This is a genomic window from Rhizobium sp. 007 (assembly GCF_015353075.1).
Taxonomy (GTDB): domain Bacteria; phylum Pseudomonadota; class Alphaproteobacteria; order Rhizobiales; family Rhizobiaceae; genus Rhizobium.
Genome location: NZ_CP064187.1, coordinates 3779399 through 3794055, shown reverse-complemented (window position 1 = coordinate 3794055; position 14657 = coordinate 3779399). Strand labels below are relative to the sequence as shown.

13 protein-coding genes are annotated in these 14657 nt (G+C 59.5%); 8 read left to right on the top strand and 5 right to left on the bottom strand.

From position 1 onward, the window contains the following. The first annotated feature begins 124 nt into the window (after positions 1-124). Positions 125-3589, top strand: a complete 3465-nt coding sequence (gene pyc / locus ISN39_RS18565; RefSeq protein WP_194728460.1) for a pyruvate carboxylase — start codon at positions 125-127, stop codon at positions 3587-3589. A 69-nt stretch (positions 3590-3658) separates the two neighbouring features. Next, a complete protein-coding gene (locus ISN39_RS18560) occupies positions 3659-4219 on the top strand; it encodes an NAD(P)H-dependent oxidoreductase (protein ID WP_194728459.1) in 561 nt (186 codons plus the stop codon). Between the two features lie 181 nt (positions 4220-4400). Here ISN39_RS18560 and ISN39_RS18555 read toward each other — a convergent pair whose 3' ends face one another. The 4 genes from ISN39_RS18555 to ISN39_RS18540 form a co-directional block, all read right to left on the bottom strand. Next, positions 4401-5207: a class I SAM-dependent methyltransferase gene (locus tag ISN39_RS18555; protein WP_194728458.1), complete on the bottom strand. Its 807-nt coding sequence runs from the start codon at positions 5205-5207 to the stop codon at positions 4401-4403. Between the two features lie 465 nt (positions 5208-5672). Next, on the bottom strand, positions 5673-6434 hold the full coding sequence (locus ISN39_RS18550) for an amino acid ABC transporter ATP-binding protein (RefSeq protein WP_183928966.1): 762 nt from the start codon (positions 6432-6434) through the stop codon (positions 5673-5675). Next, a complete protein-coding gene (locus tag ISN39_RS18545; RefSeq protein ID WP_074070024.1) occupies positions 6431-7111 on the bottom strand; it encodes an amino acid ABC transporter permease in 681 nt (226 codons plus the stop codon). Before ISN39_RS18545 ends, ISN39_RS18550 begins: the two co-directional genes overlap by 4 nt. Before the next feature lie 104 nt (positions 7112-7215). Next, positions 7216-7989, bottom strand: a complete 774-nt coding sequence (locus ISN39_RS18540) for an amino acid ABC transporter substrate-binding protein (RefSeq protein ID WP_194728457.1) — start codon at positions 7987-7989, stop codon at positions 7216-7218. 239 nt (positions 7990-8228) lie between these two features. Between ISN39_RS18540 and ISN39_RS18535 the strand changes: the two genes are divergently transcribed. The 3 genes from ISN39_RS18535 (at position 8229) to ispG (ending at position 11605) form a co-directional block, all read left to right on the top strand. After that, a complete protein-coding gene (locus ISN39_RS18535) occupies positions 8229-9011 on the top strand; it encodes a DeoR/GlpR family DNA-binding transcription regulator (protein ID WP_194728456.1) in 783 nt (260 codons plus the stop codon). Positions 9012-9066: 55 nt separating this feature from the next. After that, positions 9067-10260, top strand: coding sequence for an MFS transporter (locus ISN39_RS18530; RefSeq protein ID WP_194728455.1), 1194 nt, complete (start codon positions 9067-9069; stop codon positions 10258-10260). A gap of 94 nt (positions 10261-10354) precedes the next feature. Then, positions 10355-11605 carry a flavodoxin-dependent (E)-4-hydroxy-3-methylbut-2-enyl-diphosphate synthase gene (gene ispG / locus ISN39_RS18525; RefSeq protein WP_194728454.1) on the top strand — a complete coding sequence of 417 codons (1251 nt, stop codon included), beginning with the start codon at positions 10355-10357 and terminating at the stop codon, positions 11603-11605. 49 nt (positions 11606-11654) lie between these two features. Here ispG and ISN39_RS18520 read toward each other — a convergent pair whose 3' ends face one another. Next, positions 11655-12569, bottom strand: coding sequence for a polyprenyl synthetase family protein (locus tag ISN39_RS18520; protein WP_194728453.1), 915 nt, complete (start codon positions 12567-12569; stop codon positions 11655-11657). A 136-nt stretch (positions 12570-12705) separates the two neighbouring features. On the opposite strand from ISN39_RS18520, the gene mtgA reads away from it, so the two are divergent. From mtgA to rpmF, 3 genes are all read left to right on the top strand, one after another. Continuing rightward, complete coding sequence (gene mtgA, locus ISN39_RS18515) at positions 12706-13452, top strand: monofunctional biosynthetic peptidoglycan transglycosylase (protein ID WP_194730252.1); 747 nt, start codon at positions 12706-12708, stop codon at positions 13450-13452. A gap of 74 nt (positions 13453-13526) precedes the next feature. Further along, positions 13527-14174, top strand: a complete 648-nt coding sequence (locus ISN39_RS18510) for a glutathione S-transferase family protein (RefSeq protein ID WP_194728452.1) — start codon at positions 13527-13529, stop codon at positions 14172-14174. A 155-nt stretch (positions 14175-14329) separates the two neighbouring features. Then, complete coding sequence (gene rpmF, locus ISN39_RS18505) at positions 14330-14515, top strand: 50S ribosomal protein L32 (protein WP_003543812.1); 186 nt, start codon at positions 14330-14332, stop codon at positions 14513-14515. Positions 14516-14657 lie beyond the last annotated feature (142 nt).

The following is a 14657-nucleotide window of genomic DNA, read 5'->3' as shown; positions in this document are numbered from 1 at the left end:
GCGCGCGACCCTCGCATTTGGGAAATTCTATTTCGCAAGGGAAATTGAACTTTCTGTAACGGCGCGTTAAGAATTTCCTTCGCGGGTGCAGCATTGCCCGCTTCGATGCCGTGAGGAGAGCGCATTGCCCATATCCAAGATACTCGTTGCCAATCGTTCCGAAATTGCCATCCGCGTGTTCCGCGCGGCCAATGAGCTGGGAATAAAAACGGTCGCGATATGGGCGGAAGAGGACAAACTGGCGCTGCACCGCTTCAAGGCGGACGAAAGCTATCAGGTGGGCCGCGGGCCGCATCTCGACCGCGATCTCGGGCCGATCGAAAGCTACCTTTCGATCGATGAAGTGATCCGCGTTGCCAAACTATCCGGCGCCGATGCCATCCATCCAGGTTATGGCCTGCTGTCGGAGAGCCCTGAATTCGTGGATGCCTGCAATAAGGCCGGCATCACCTTTATCGGCCCGAAGGCCGATACGATGCGCCAGCTCGGCAACAAGGTGGCCGCGCGCAATCTGGCGATCTCGGTCGGCGTGCCAGTGGTTCCGGCAACCGATCCGCTTCCGGACGACATGAAGGAAGTCGCCCGCATGGCCGAGGAGATTGGCTATCCGGTCATGCTGAAAGCTTCCTGGGGCGGCGGCGGGCGCGGCATGCGCGCCATTCGCGACCCGAAGGATCTTGCCCGTGAGGTGACTGAAGCCAAGCGCGAGGCGATGGCCGCCTTCGGCAAGGATGAAGTCTATCTCGAAAAGCTCGTCGAGCGCGCCCGCCACGTCGAAAGCCAGGTGCTTGGCGATACGCACGGCAATGTCGTGCACCTCTTCGAGCGCGACTGCTCGATCCAGCGCCGCAACCAGAAGGTCGTCGAGCGTGCGCCGGCACCCTATCTTTCGGAAGCGCAGCGCCAGGAGCTCGCCGCCTATTCGCTGAAGATCGCCAAGGCGACGAACTATATCGGCGCCGGCACCGTCGAATATCTGATGGATTCCGATACCGGAAAATTCTACTTCATCGAAGTCAATCCGCGCATCCAGGTCGAGCACACGGTCACCGAAGTCGTGACCGGCATCGATATCGTCAAGGCACAGATCCATATCCTTGATGGCTACGCGATCGGTACACCGGAATCGGGCGTTCCCAAGCAGCAGGATATCAAGCTCAACGGCCACGCGCTGCAGTGCCGCATCACGACGGAAGATCCGGAACATAACTTCATCCCGGACTACGGCCGCATCACTGCCTATCGCTCGGCCTCGGGTTTCGGCATTCGTCTTGATGGCGGCACGTCCTATTCGGGAGCGATCATTACCCGCTATTACGATCCGCTGCTCGTCAAGGTGACGGCCTGGGCCCCGAATCCGCTCGAGGCGATCTCTCGCATGGACCGGGCGTTGCGTGAATTCCGCATTCGCGGCGTGGCAACCAACCTCACCTTCCTTGAAGCGATCATCGGACACCCGAAGTTCAAGGACAACAGCTATACAACCCGGTTTATCGACTCGACGCCGGAGCTTTTCCAGCAGGTTAAGCGTCAGGACCGCGCGACGAAGCTTTTGACCTATCTTGCCGACGTGACCGTCAACGGCCATCCCGAAGCCAAGGACAGGCCGCGGCCGCTGGAAAACGCTGCAGAGCCGGTCGTTCCCTATGCCAACGGCAGCAAGGTCCAGGACGGCACCAAACAACGTCTCGACAAGCTCGGCCCGAAGAAGTTCGGCGAGTGGATGCGAGGCGAAAAGCGCGTGCTGATCACCGATACGACGATGCGCGATGGCCATCAGTCGCTGCTCGCGACGCGCATGCGCACCTACGACATCGCCCGCGTCGCCGGGACCTATGCCCATGCGCTACCGAATCTGCTGTCGCTCGAATGCTGGGGGGGTGCGACTTTCGACGTTTCCATGCGCTTCCTGACGGAAGATCCATGGGAGCGTCTGGCGCTGATCCGTGAAGGCGCACCGAACCTGCTCTTGCAGATGCTGCTGCGCGGCGCCAACGGCGTCGGATACAAGAACTATCCGGACAATGTCGTCAAATACTTCGTCCGGCAGGCCGCAAAGGGCGGCATCGACCTCTTCCGCGTCTTCGACTGCCTGAACTGGGTCGAAAACATGCGCGTGTCGATGGATGCGGTCGCTGAAGAGAACAAGCTCTGCGAAGCGGCGATCTGCTATACCGGCGATATCCTGAACTCGGCGCGCCCGAAATATGATCTGAAATACTACACCGACCTTGCCGTTCAGCTCGAAAAGGCCGGAGCTCACATCATTGCACTGAAGGATATGGCTGGTCTGCTGAAGCCTGCTGCTGCAAAGGTGCTCTTCAAGGCCCTGCGTGACGCGACAAGCCTGCCGATCCATTTCCATACGCACGATACGTCCGGCATTGCCGCTGCGACCGTGCTTGCAGCCGTCGATGCAGGCGTCGACGCGGTCGATGCTGCCATGGATGCGCTTTCCGGCAACACCTCGCAGCCCTGTCTCGGTTCGATCGTCGAAGCGCTGCGCGGTTCCGAGCGCGATCCGGGGCTCGATCCGGAATGGATCCGACGCATCTCCTTCTACTGGGAAGCGGTGCGCAACCAGTACGCAGCCTTCGAAAGCGACCTCAAGGGGCCGGCATCGGAAGTCTATCTGCATGAAATGCCGGGTGGCCAGTTCACCAATCTCAAGGAGCAGGCCCGCTCGCTTGGGCTGGAGACGAAGTGGCACAAGGTGGCGCAGGCCTATGCCGACGCCAACCAGATGTTCGGCGATATCGTCAAGGTGACGCCGTCTTCCAAGGTCGTCGGCGATATGGCGCTGATGATGGTTTCCCAGGACCTCACGGTTGCCGATGTCGTCAGTCCGGAGAAGGAGGTGTCGTTCCCGGATTCGGTCGTCTCGATGCTGAAGGGCGATCTCGGCCAGCCCCCGTCCGGCTGGCCGGAAGCGCTGCAGAAGAAGGCGCTGAAAGGCGAGAAGCCCTATACCGTGCGTCCGGGCTCTCTGCTCGAGGAAGCGGATCTCGATGCCGAGCGCCGGGAGATCGAGACCAAACTCGAACGCACGGTGAATGATTTCGAATTTGCCTCCTATCTCATGTATCCCAAGGTCTTCACCGACTTTGCACTGGCTTCCGACACCTATGGCCCGGTCTCGGTCCTGCCGACGCCCGCCTATTTCTACGGTCTGGCGGACGGCGAGGAACTCTTTGCCGATATCGAAAAGGGCAAGACGCTGGTCATCGTCAATCAGGCGATGAGCGGCACGGACAGCCAGGGTATGGTGACGGTGTTCTTCGAGCTCAACGGCCAGCCGCGCCGCATCAAGGTGCCGGATCGTGCGCATGGCGCTTCCGGCGCCGCTGCCCGCCGGAAGGCCGAGCCTGGAAATGCCGCCCATGTCGGCGCGCCGATGCCGGGCGTTATTTCTCGCGTCTTTGTTTCGCCGGGCCAGGCAGTCAGCGCCGGCGACGTGCTTGTCTCGATCGAGGCCATGAAGATGGAGACGGCGATCCACGCGGAGAAAGACGGCACGATTGCCGAAGTGCTCGTCAAGGCCGGTGACCAGATCGACGCCAAGGACCTGCTGGTAAGCTATGCCGGCTAACCGGAAGCCGAAGGGCTAGGGTGGCCTACCCGGGCCGCCCTTGCGTGTAATGGACAGGAAGGGCCGAAAATGAACAACCTCAAGATTGCAGTTGTCGTTGGAAGCACGCGCATCGGCCGCTTTGCCGATCATCCGGCGAAGTGGATTGCCGAGATTGCCGCGCAGCGGCCGGAGTTTGAGGTCGAGGTGGTCGATCTCCTCGACTACCCCATGGCTTTCTTCGGTGAAGCACGTGCGCTGGAAGCTGAGAGCAAGACGGCGGAGCGCTGGAAGAAGAAGCTGCGCGAGTTTGACGCCTTTATCTTCACCGTTGCCGAATACAATCACGGCCCGACGGCCGTGCTCAAGAATGCCATCGACCTCGGCGAATTCATCCACAAACCGGTTGCCTTCGTTGGGTATGGCGGTGTCGGTGCTGCGCGTGCCGTCGAACAGCTTCGCGTGATCTTCGTAGAAATGGGCGCGGCTTCGGTGAAGACGGGCGTCCATATTTCTCTGCCCGAATATATCGGCGTTGCCAGGGAAGGTAAAAGCCTCAACGACTACCAGCACCTTATCGATGCCGCCGGCAAGCAGCTCGATCAGCTGGCCTGGTGGGGCAATGCGCTGAAAGCGGCGCGCTCGAAGTAAACGAGCGCTGCGGCGCGGGACCGAGTGGTGAAAATCTGACGCTTGAAACCGTAGCCGAAAGATCATTTTTCGGAGCGGCCCTCCAGCGGACAAGCGTTTGAGCTGTCGGAGCTGGATCGCGCACGAAATCCTATCTTTTCATCCCGGAAATGCGCCCCAAACCGGCAGCGCTTGTCTGGAGCTACGCGCGCCGGGCGGTATAGATTGCAGTTGTCATGTTGCGATCTACGCGGCCCGCAAACTGCCCTGTAACAATCTCGGCCAAAGCATCGAGCAGATGGGCCTGCTCCGAAGGCGCAAGGGCGGAAACATTAGAGTAGGTGGCATAAAGGCTGCGCACGCCGGACGCATCAAGCCTCAATGTCCAGCGGATAAATTCAGGAGGATCGGGTATGAACCCAGCATCCGTCATCTCCCGAATTCGTGCATCCGCATCAAGCGCATAAGGAGAACTGTCGGGCCCACCCGCTGACAGGCTGGCACAATGGCCAACGAACAAATGCGTGGTGGCATCATGAAAGGGATCGGGCCGACTTTCATCGCCAAAGACGTTCCACCAAAGGGCGACGGCGCCGCCCGGTCGCAGCAATCCATGAATTCGTTTCAGAGCAGGCGCAGCGTCCAGCCAGTGAAAAGCCGTCGCACTTGCAACCAGGTCGAACGAGGCAGGCTCCAGATTTGCGTCTTCAAATGGCAGCGCGAGCACCCGCAAGCAGTCAACCGCGATCAAGGTTCGCAGGAAGTCTGCCAGCCTCATGTCAGGTTCAACCGCTGCAAGCAGCCGCGGCTTGTGCGCCAGCAATTCTGCCGTTGCAAGCCCAGTACCAGCGCCGATCTCCAGAATATCAATGCCGGGTCCAAGGTCAGAACGCTCGCGCAACAGCTGCCATGTTTCTTCAGGATAGCGCGGTCGGGCAGCATGATAATTGGACGGATCGGCCCCGAAAGCCACACGGCCAAACACACGATCCAGTGTTGGAACTGTCATCGCGTCCTCCAAGGGCACAGACCACTCAGACCTTTTTCGCCCGTGATGTGCATATTATTCAAGTAGCATGAGGGCCGCTATTGGTGGACAGAGCCGAAAATAATCACGGTTTCGAGGGTTTGAACCGAGCGGGACAGGAAAAGATGCGCCATCCATGCCTCGCTACCTAGATTTTCGTTCCTCAATAGCGCCGGTCGCCATAGTACGCGTCCAACGACGTATGATCGGTCAGGTGCCATCGATTCATGGACGTGATGAGTGGCTCGCGGACCACCTGACTTATTGGGTGGAAATGGATGGATGAATGGATGAACACGCTCGATACCTCCACGATACGGATCACCCAAGAAATCCTATACTCCATTGCGGAGATCGATGAATTCAAGGGGCTCTGTGCGAGGATAGATCACGCAATCCTCGATACCTGCATATTGTGAAACGGGTCACCCGGCCTTAGGGCGTAGTCTAGATATCGTAGGTATGTGCGGCGTTGATCGTCGAGATGAAGCGTTTGGTGCGCTCGCGTTCCGGCGCCGTGAAGATGGACTTCGCCGTGCCGGTTTCGACGACGTTTCCTGCTTCCAGGAACACGACGTTGTGGGCGATCTTCGAGGCGAGCCGCAGATCATGCGTCGCCATGACCATGGTCGTGCCTTCGCTGGCCAGCCGGCCGAGAACATCGACGACTTCCGCCGAAAGTTCGGGATCGAGTGCCGAAGTCGGCTCGTCACAGAGAAGGACGCGCGGTGACGGAGCCAATGCACGGGCGATCGCGACGCGCTGCTGCTGGCCGCCGGAAAGTGTCGAGGGCCAGGCATCCGCCTTATGCGCCATATCGACCTTGGTCAGCAGTTCCATAGCGCGGGCGTGCGCCCTTTCTTTCGGCCATTTCAGGACCGTCACCAGGCCTTCCATGACGTTTTCGATCGCGGTTTGATGCGGGAAGAGCTGGAAATTCTGGAAGACCATGCCAGTCTGGCGGCGGATCTTCTGGATCGCTTGCCAACCAACCCGCCTTCCCGGCACAAAATCCAGCGTCTCTTCGCCAATCCTGATCGAGCCAGCTGTTGGAATCTCAAGCAGGTTGATGCAGCGAAGCAGCGTGCTCTTGCCGCCGCCGGAGGGACCCACGAGAGCAGTGACGGTGCCTTCCGGGATGCGGATGCTGATATCCTTTAGGATGATGGCATCGCCGAAGCGCTTTTCGATGTTGGAAAGCTCGATCATGCATTGGCCTCCAGCATGCCACCGTAGCGCGCGAAGCGGCGCTCGAGCCGTACCTGCAGCGCTGAGAGAACGGAGCTCAAAACGAGGTAGATCAGCGCTGCCTCGATATAAAGGATCAGCGGCTCATAAGTTGTCGCAACGATGCGCTGTGCAGCCTGGAAGAGCTCCGGCACGGTGATTGCTGCCGCCAGCGACGTATCCTTGACCAATGAAATGAAGGTATTTGAAAGCGGCGGCACGGCGACACGACCGGCCTGCGGCAAGATCGTGCGGCTCATCGCCTGCCGCCAGTTCATGCCGATCGAATAGGCAGCTTCCCATTGTCCCTTCGAAACGGAGGAGATGACCGCCCGGATGATTTCGGAGCTGTAAGCGCCGATGTTCAGCGTGAAGCCGATCAGAGCCGCCGGAAAAGCATCGAGCAGAATGCCGAGGCTCGGCAGGCCATAGAAGATGACGAAGAGCTGCACGAGCAGCGGCGTGCCGCGGATGACCCAGACGTAGAACCGCGCGATTGAGGCGATGGGAGCCGGGCCGAAGAGGCGTGCCACGGCAGTCACCAGCCCGAGCGCCAGGCCGAAGACGAAGGAGAGCAGGGTCAGCGGTATGGTGAAGATCAGTCCGGCCCACAAAAGCGTGGGGAGCGATTCCGCCATCAGTTGAAGCCAGTGCGGCACGGGTGTGTTTCCTTAATGAAAGGGCGTCCAGCGGGTTTTCGCTGGACGCTCTTCAGCAGATATAGAGGATGTGCCAGCGGCAGGAAACCGACCATTCGAAGCGCTTACTTCGATACGTCCTGGCCGAAATATTTATCGGCGATCTTCTTGTAGGTGCCGTCTGCCTTGATGTCTGCCAGTGCCTTGTTGATCGCCTCGAGCAGTTCCGGCTCTTTCTTGCGGATGATAATCCCGGAGTAGTCGGCGTTTTCCTGCTCGGCCGCAATCTTCACATTTGCGTCCGGCTTGTGCTTCTTGAAGTCCAGGAAAGAGAGGCTGTCATTGATCGTTGCGTCGGCGCGGCCGGTCAGCACGAGCTGGATCGATTGGTCGAAGCCTTCGGTACCGACGAGCTCTGCGCCGGACTGCTCGGCGAGCTTGCCGAAGTTGCTCGTCAACGACTGGGCAGATTTCTTGCCCTTCAGGTCGGCGAAGCTCTTGATGCTGTCGTCGTCTGCACGGGCGATGAGCACCGCCTTGGAGGCGATATAGGGCTCGGAGAAGTCGTATTTCTGCTTGCGGGCTTCGGTGATGCCGACCTGGTTGATGACGGTGTCGTAGCGCTTGGCGTCGAGGCCGGCAATCAGGCCGTCCCACTTGCCTTCAACGAACTCGGCCTTGACGCCGAGCTTGGCGGCAACCGCTTCGCCGATCTCGACGTCGAAGCCCACGAGCTTGCCGCTTTCGTCATGGTAGGTGAACGGCGCATAGGTGCCTTCCGTACCGATCTTGAAAACGCCTGCGGACTTGATGGCGTTGAGATTTTCGCCGGCCTGGGCGGAGACGGAGGCAGCAGCCGAGATAAAGGCTGCGGCAGCGATGGTCTTGAGGAGTTTCATGTTTTGCGGGTCCATGTGGGAGGAATTCGATGACAGATAGATCGCAGAAAATAGAGCGTGGCGAAGCGTAGAAAACTGCAAAGAAATTGGGCAACTGCGAATATTTTTCTCATTTATCTGGCTTTTGACGCGGCTGGTTTCAAGGCGTCAGGAAATGTGTGGCAATGCCTATTGTGTGCACGTTCATATACGTTTATGCACGTTTCCAGGAACTTGCGTCAATTGTGAGCTAAACAGGCATGAATACGTCCGAGATGCTGTTGAAGGAGCGGCAGAACATCATATCCGGCAAGCTTCAGGCGAACGGCCGCGTGCTTGCAGCTGAACTCGCGCTGGAATTCGGGGTTTCCGAAGATACGATCCGTCGCGATCTGCGCGAGATGGCAGCTGCCGGCCTCTGTGAGCGGGTCTATGGCGGTGCGCTGCCGGTTTCGCCTGCCGGCGGGAGCCTCAAGCAGCGGATGGGCATTGCCCTCGATCGCAAACAACTGCTGGCCCAAGCCGCCGTGCCGCAGATTGCGCCCGGGTCGACGGTGTTTTTTGATGCCGGAAGCACCAATCTGGCGATTGCCAAAGCCCTTCCATCAGACATGACGCTGACGGCTGCGACGAATGCGCCGGCAATTGCCGCAGCGCTGATAGACAACGGCGGCATCGATGTCATCCTGATCGGCGGAATGGTCGACCGGCAGGTGGGCGGCGCGCTCGGCGCCAAGGCGATGCGGGACATGGAACAGATCTCGCCAGACCTTTGCATTCTCGGCGCCTGCGGCATCGATCTGGAAGCGGGCGTCACGACATTCGGTTTCGAGGACGCGGAGTTCAAGCGGTTCGCGACGTCGCGAAGCCGGAAGGTGCTGGTTGCGGTGACCTCGGATAAATTCGGTACAGCGGCGCCGCACGGCGTCCTGCCGGTCGCGCATTGCGAATGCCTCGTCGTGGAGCACGACGCCGACGAGGCGCTGCTTGCGGCCTATCGCGAGCGGGGCTGCCGCACTGTCAAGGCGCGCAAGGCGCGATGAATAATCTTTGAGTCGGATCCTTAAGGGGCCGACTGCAGGAGGAGACGGGAATACAATGGATAATCCGATGAATGTGGCCCAGGGGGTCCGGCGTGGCTTCCTGCCGAAGAGTAGGGTTGCGGTGTCGCTGCTCTTCTTGATGAACGGCTTTGTCGTCGGTTGCTGGGCTCCGAAGATTCCGGATTTCGCGGAGCGTCTGGAGCTGACGAAATTCCAGCTCGGGCTGATGATCCTGGTGTTCGGCCTTGGGTCGTTGACATTGATGCCGATTGCCGGGGCGCAGATCGCCAAGCATGGCTCGCACGTGGTGTCGCGGGCAACTGCGGCCTGCGTACTGCCAATTCTTCTGGCGCTGACGCTGGCGCCGAATATTGTTACCGGCGCAATCGCGCTCTTCCTGTTTGGTGGGTTCATCGGCGCAATGGACGTCGCGATGAACGCCAACGCGGTTGCCGTCGAGAAGTCGATGCGCCGGGCGATCATGTCGTCCTGCCATGCCTTCTGGAGCCTTGGCGGCCTGATCGGTTCGGGCCTTGGCGGCCTCGTCATCGCCAAGCTCGGCGTTCTTGGCCATGCGCAGCTCGCCACCGTGCTCACGTTGATTTTCCTCGTGATCGCCTGGCCGATGATCCTTGCCGATCCGCCGCATCCCGATGAGAAGAAAGAAAAAACACGCCTGCCGATGACGCCTCTGCCATGGTTGCTTGGGCTCATGGCGCTCTTTTCGATGGTTCCGGAAGGTGCCGTGCTCGACTGGGGTGCGCTCTATCTCCGCCAGGAAATGAATGCATCCGTGGCTCTTTCCGGTTTCGGGTTTGCGGCCTTCTCGCTGACGATGGCAATCATGCGTTTCGCCGGCGATCTGGTGCGCGACAAGCTTGGCGGCGTCAAGACGCTGCGCGTCTGCACCCTCTTTGCCATCGCCGGCATGCTGATCGCAGCGCTTGCGCCGAATGCCGAGCTTGCCATTGTCGGCTTTGCGTTCTGCGGCATCGGCATTTCGAACATGGTGCCGATCGCCTTTTCCGCGGCAGGCAATGTCCCTGGTCTGAAGGCCGGGATCGGCCTTTCGGTCGTGACCACCATGGGCTATTCCGGCATGCTGGTTGCACCCTCTGCAATCGGCTTTGCAGCCGAGCATGTCGGCTTTAGCGCCGTCTTCATGGCGCTGCCCGTCCTGCTGGTCGTGGTGCTGATCTTTTCGAAGCTTGCCCGCTACGCGGACGGCATCTCCGGCGGCGGCCACTAGCTCAGCCAAGTAAAAGTGATGCTTTGGGCGTTGACAAGAAAGCGGGTATGATCCACCTGAAAGGCACGAATTCAAGGGTTCAAGAGCTCTGTCTATGTCTTCACCTACCGATTTTGATCCGAAACCGCGCCGCGCTTCCGTCGCGGTCGACGTGGGCGGCGTCGTCGTCGGCGGCGGTGCGCCGGTTGTCGTGCAGTCGATGACAAATACGGATACGGCGGATATCGATTCCACTGTTGCGCAGGTTGCCGCCCTCTTCAAGGCGGGGTCGGAGCTCGTGCGCATCACCGTCGATCGTGACGAAAGCGCTGCTGCCGTTCCGAAGATTCGCGAGCGGCTCCTGCGCCTCGGCATGGATGTGCCGCTCGTCGGCGATTTCCACTATATCGGCCACAAGCTGCTTGCCGATCATCCGGCCTGCGCCGAAGCATTGGCGAAATACCGCATCAATCCAGGCAATGTCGGTTTCAAGGACAAGAAGGACAAGCAGTTCGCCGAAATCATCGAGACAGCGGTCCGCTATGACAAGCCGGTGCGTATCGGCGTCAACTGGGGTTCGCTCGACCAGGACCTGCTGACGGCGCTGATGGACAAGAATGCCGAGGCGGGTTCGCCGCTTTCGGCACGTCAGGTGACGCGCGAGGCGATCGTGCAATCGGCGTTGATCTCGGCCACCCTTGCCGAAGAAATCGGCCTGCCGCGAAACCGCATCATCCTGTCGGCCAAGGTCAGCCAGGTCCAGGATCTGATCGCTGTCTATTCCATGCTTTCCGAGCGCTCGGACCATGCGCTGCATCTCGGACTCACCGAAGCAGGAATGGGCACCAAGGGCATCGTCGCCTCGTCGGCTGCCATGGGCTACGTTCTGCAGTACGGCATCGGCGATACGATCCGCGTTTCGCTGACGCCGGAGCCGAATGGCGATCGTACACGCGAAGTGCAGGTGGCACAGGAACTGCTGCAGGTTATGGGTTTCCGACAGTTCGTGCCGGTGGTCGCCGCCTGTCCCGGCTGCGGCCGCACGACATCGACGGTTTTCCAGGAACTGGCGCAGAATATCCAGAACGATATCCGCAAGAACATGCCGGTCTGGCGGGAGAAATATCCGGGCGTGGAAGCCCTGAACGTCGCCGTGATGGGCTGCATCGTCAACGGGCCGGGCGAAAGCAAGCATGCCGATATCGGCATTTCGCTGCCTGGCACCGGTGAGACGCCGGCCGCTCCCGTTTTCATCGATGGCAAGAAGGCGCTGACGTTGCGCGGGCCGAACATTGCTGCGGATTTCGAGGCGCTTGTCATCGACTATATCGAAAGGCGCTTCGGTCAAAAGACCGCTGCTGAATAAGCTCATCAGCCGCTAGATGCCAAGAGGTATCTCGCCTGCCGCTGCTGCGTCAGCTTTTTCGAGCGGCAACAAAATGCGCGGTGGCGGCGAGCGTCGCAGCGGCATCGCCGTAAGGCGCCAACAGCCGTGTCGCATCCTCGACGTGGCGCCGGAGCTCGGTTTCGGCCCATCCGATACCACGCAGAGAGACGAGGGTACCTTTGCCGCGGCCCAAGTCCTTGCCAGTCGCCTTGCCCATGGTGGCGGCGTCTGATGTGACATCAAGAAGATCGTCGGCGAGCTGGAAGGCAAGGCCGATCTTTTCGCCGAAAGCGCGCAGGCGCTTGCGATCATCGCTCGAAGCGCCGGCGATCATTGCGCCTGCTTCGCAAGCAAAGCGGATTAACGCTCCAGTCTTCATAGCCTGCAATGTAACGATGCCGCTTTCATCCGGTGGGTTTTTTTCCGCAGCGAGATCGAGTGCCTGTCCGCCAGCCATTCCGCCCAGGCCAGCGCTGCGCGCAAGCGCAAGGATCAGCCCCACCTTGCTTTGTTCCGGAAGTCTCGTCTCGTCGGCGGCGATAATGTCGAAGGCGTAGGTCAGAAGGCTGTCGCCTGCAAGGATCGCGGTCGCCTCGTCGAAAGCTATGTGCACTGTCGGTTTGCCGCGTCGTAGCTTGTCATCGTCCATCGCTGGAAGATCGTCATGAACGAGCGAATAGCAGTGAATGCATTCAAGTGCTGCACCCACTCTCAAGGCCGCCTCTTTGTCTCCGCCGAGGAGCAGCGCGCTCTCCACGACGAGAAACGGGCGAAGCCGCTTGCCACCGTTCAGCACCGCATAGTGCATCGCCGCCCTCAGGCTATCAGGGCGGGCTATCTCATCTTCTCGCATGTCATCGGAAAGCAGCGCGTCCAGCAACGCCTCGATCTCTTGGGCGTTGGTCTTCAAACGGATATCGAAGGCTTCGGAGCTCGCGACCATGCGCGCTCTTTGGCATGAGCAGTGGCGCCGTTGCAACGGAATTGTCAATGATCACAGCAAGATTTCCTTTGCATCTGGCCTTCACGACCAGCAAACGCTATGAGAGCGAAGGGAACAGGTGTTGGGCTTACACATATTGGACATATCGCCGGAAAGAGAGGACAGCATTGCGATGCCGGCTCATCGCCGTTTGTTCGCTTGGCTGCGCAGCCGGTCGATCATGACGCGCATCGTCCTTGCGACCGCCGGATTTCTGATCCTGCCCTATGTTCTGATCTTTGTTTATCTGATCCCTTTTATTCATCCCGTCTCGACGCTGATGCTGCGCGACATCGTGCTCCTGCGCGGCTACGACCGGCAATGGGTCTCTTTGGACGACATCTCGCCGGGTCTCGTTCAGTCCGTGATGATGTCCGAGGATGGTCAATACTGTTTCCACGGCGGGGTCGACTGGGGTGAAATGCAGGAGCTGGTCGCAGAGACCCTCGACGGCGAAGCGACCCGCGGCGGCAGCACAATCCCCATGCAGACGGCCAAGAACCTGTTTCTGTGGAATGGCCGCTCCTTTGTGCGCAAGGCACTTGAACTGCCGCTGGCGGTCGCCTCTGACCTCGTCTGGACCAAACGCCGGCTGATGGAGATCTATCTCAACATCGCCGAGTGGGGACCGGGTATCTACGGCATCGAGGCGGCGGCGCGCTATCATTTCAAGGTACCGGCTTCCAAGCTCTCGCGACGCCAGGCAGCGCTTTTGGCCGTTTCTCTTCCGAACCCGATCGACCGGAACGCCGCAAAGCCCCGCCGCGGCCTTCGCACGCTTGCCTCGGTCATCGAGCGCCGGGCTCAAGGTTCCGGCGATTACATCAGATGTCTTTATGATTGAGGCATGAATTATTCATTGGTCGCTTTAGCCGGGCGCCGCTAAATTCGGCTTCGAAATCAATTTGCGGATGCTTCATGGATCGCCTTACCCTCTATATCGGAAACAAGAATTACTCCTCGTGGTCGTTCCGGCCATGGATTGCGATGGAAGCAACGGGCATTCCGTTCGAAGAAATTCTGATCCCCTTTGATTTTCCCGCAGGCAATCCGCGCATCAGGGAAATCTCTCCCACGGGCAGGGTGCCGGTTCTACTCCATGGCAGCCTGCGGGTATGGGAATCGCTCTCGATCATCGACTACGTCTCCGACCTTTATCCCGAGGCGGGGCTTTGGCCCAAGGATCGCGCACAGCGCGCGGTGGCGCGTTCGGTCTCGATGGAGATGCTTTCGGGTTTCGGAGCGCTCAGAGGCGCCTGTCCGATGAATATCCGGCGCGAGCGAGGCAAGATCGCACTTGCGGATGGCGTGATGGCCGATGTCGTGCGCATCGAAACCATTTTTCGCGAGTTGCGCGGCCGCTCGGGCGGACCGTTTCTGTTTGGCGGATTTTCGGCAGCCGACGCGATGTTTGCGCCGGTCGTCAGCCGCTTCGATACCTATGACCTTGTAACTGCCAGCGATACGTTGAGTTATATGTCGGCGCTAAAGGCGCATCCTGCCTGGCTGAAGTGGGAAGCTGCGGCCCGGGCCGAACCCTGGAGCGTGCCGAAAGACGAGGTCTGAGGTTGAATTCACGAGAATCGCAAAAAATCTGTTTGGGGACTGGTCAACCACCTTCAGGGCATGTATAAGCGCGCAAAATTTCCGAAATCGCGATACGTCCGTTTCGGCCGCCAGCTTGGCCGGGAATGTGTTGCCTGTGAATTGGAGTACGTAAAATGGCTGTACCGAAGAGAAAAACGAGCCCGTCCAAGCGCGGTATGCGCCGTTCTGCAGACGCCCTGAAGGCTCCGACCTACGTGGAAGACAAGAATTCCGGCGAACTGCGCCGCCCGCACCATATCGATCTGAAGACCGGTATGTATCGTGGCCGCCAGGTTCTGACGCCGAAGGAAAGCGCATAAGCTTCCAAATTCTGGCACAGCCAGGATTCGAAAAGGCCGGCTTCAAACGCCGGCCTTTTTGCTTTTGAGCATTATTGTATTTCCGATGCCTTGAAGTGGTGCTGTGATCTGCTGCAGTATTCCCGTCGAAATAGGGGACATG

What these genes read in the sequence shown, in the direction of transcription:
- ISN39_RS18560 (WP_194728459.1), top strand. Translation starts at nt 3,659, where the DNA reads ATGAACAACCTCAAGATTGCAGTTGTCGTTGGAAGCACGCGCATCGGC.
- ISN39_RS18555 (WP_194728458.1), bottom strand. Translation starts at nt 5,207, where the DNA reads ATGACAGTTCCAACACTGGATCGTGTGTTTGGCCGTGTGGCTTTCGGG.
- ISN39_RS18550 (WP_183928966.1), bottom strand. Translation starts at nt 6,434, where the DNA reads ATGATCGAGCTTTCCAACATCGAAAAGCGCTTCGGCGATGCCATCATC.
- ISN39_RS18540 (WP_194728457.1), bottom strand. Translation starts at nt 7,989, where the DNA reads ATGAAACTCCTCAAGACCATCGCTGCCGCAGCCTTTATCTCGGCTGCT.
- ISN39_RS18535 (WP_194728456.1), top strand. Translation starts at nt 8,229, where the DNA reads ATGAATACGTCCGAGATGCTGTTGAAGGAGCGGCAGAACATCATATCC.
- ISN39_RS18530 (WP_194728455.1), top strand. Translation starts at nt 9,067, where the DNA reads ATGGATAATCCGATGAATGTGGCCCAGGGGGTCCGGCGTGGCTTCCTG.
- ispG (WP_194728454.1), top strand. Translation starts at nt 10,355, where the DNA reads ATGTCTTCACCTACCGATTTTGATCCGAAACCGCGCCGCGCTTCCGTC.
- ISN39_RS18520 (WP_194728453.1), bottom strand. Translation starts at nt 12,569, where the DNA reads ATGGTCGCGAGCTCCGAAGCCTTCGATATCCGTTTGAAGACCAACGCC.
- ISN39_RS18510 (WP_194728452.1), top strand. Translation starts at nt 13,527, where the DNA reads ATGGATCGCCTTACCCTCTATATCGGAAACAAGAATTACTCCTCGTGG.
- rpmF (WP_003543812.1), top strand. Translation starts at nt 14,330, where the DNA reads ATGGCTGTACCGAAGAGAAAAACGAGCCCGTCCAAGCGCGGTATGCGC.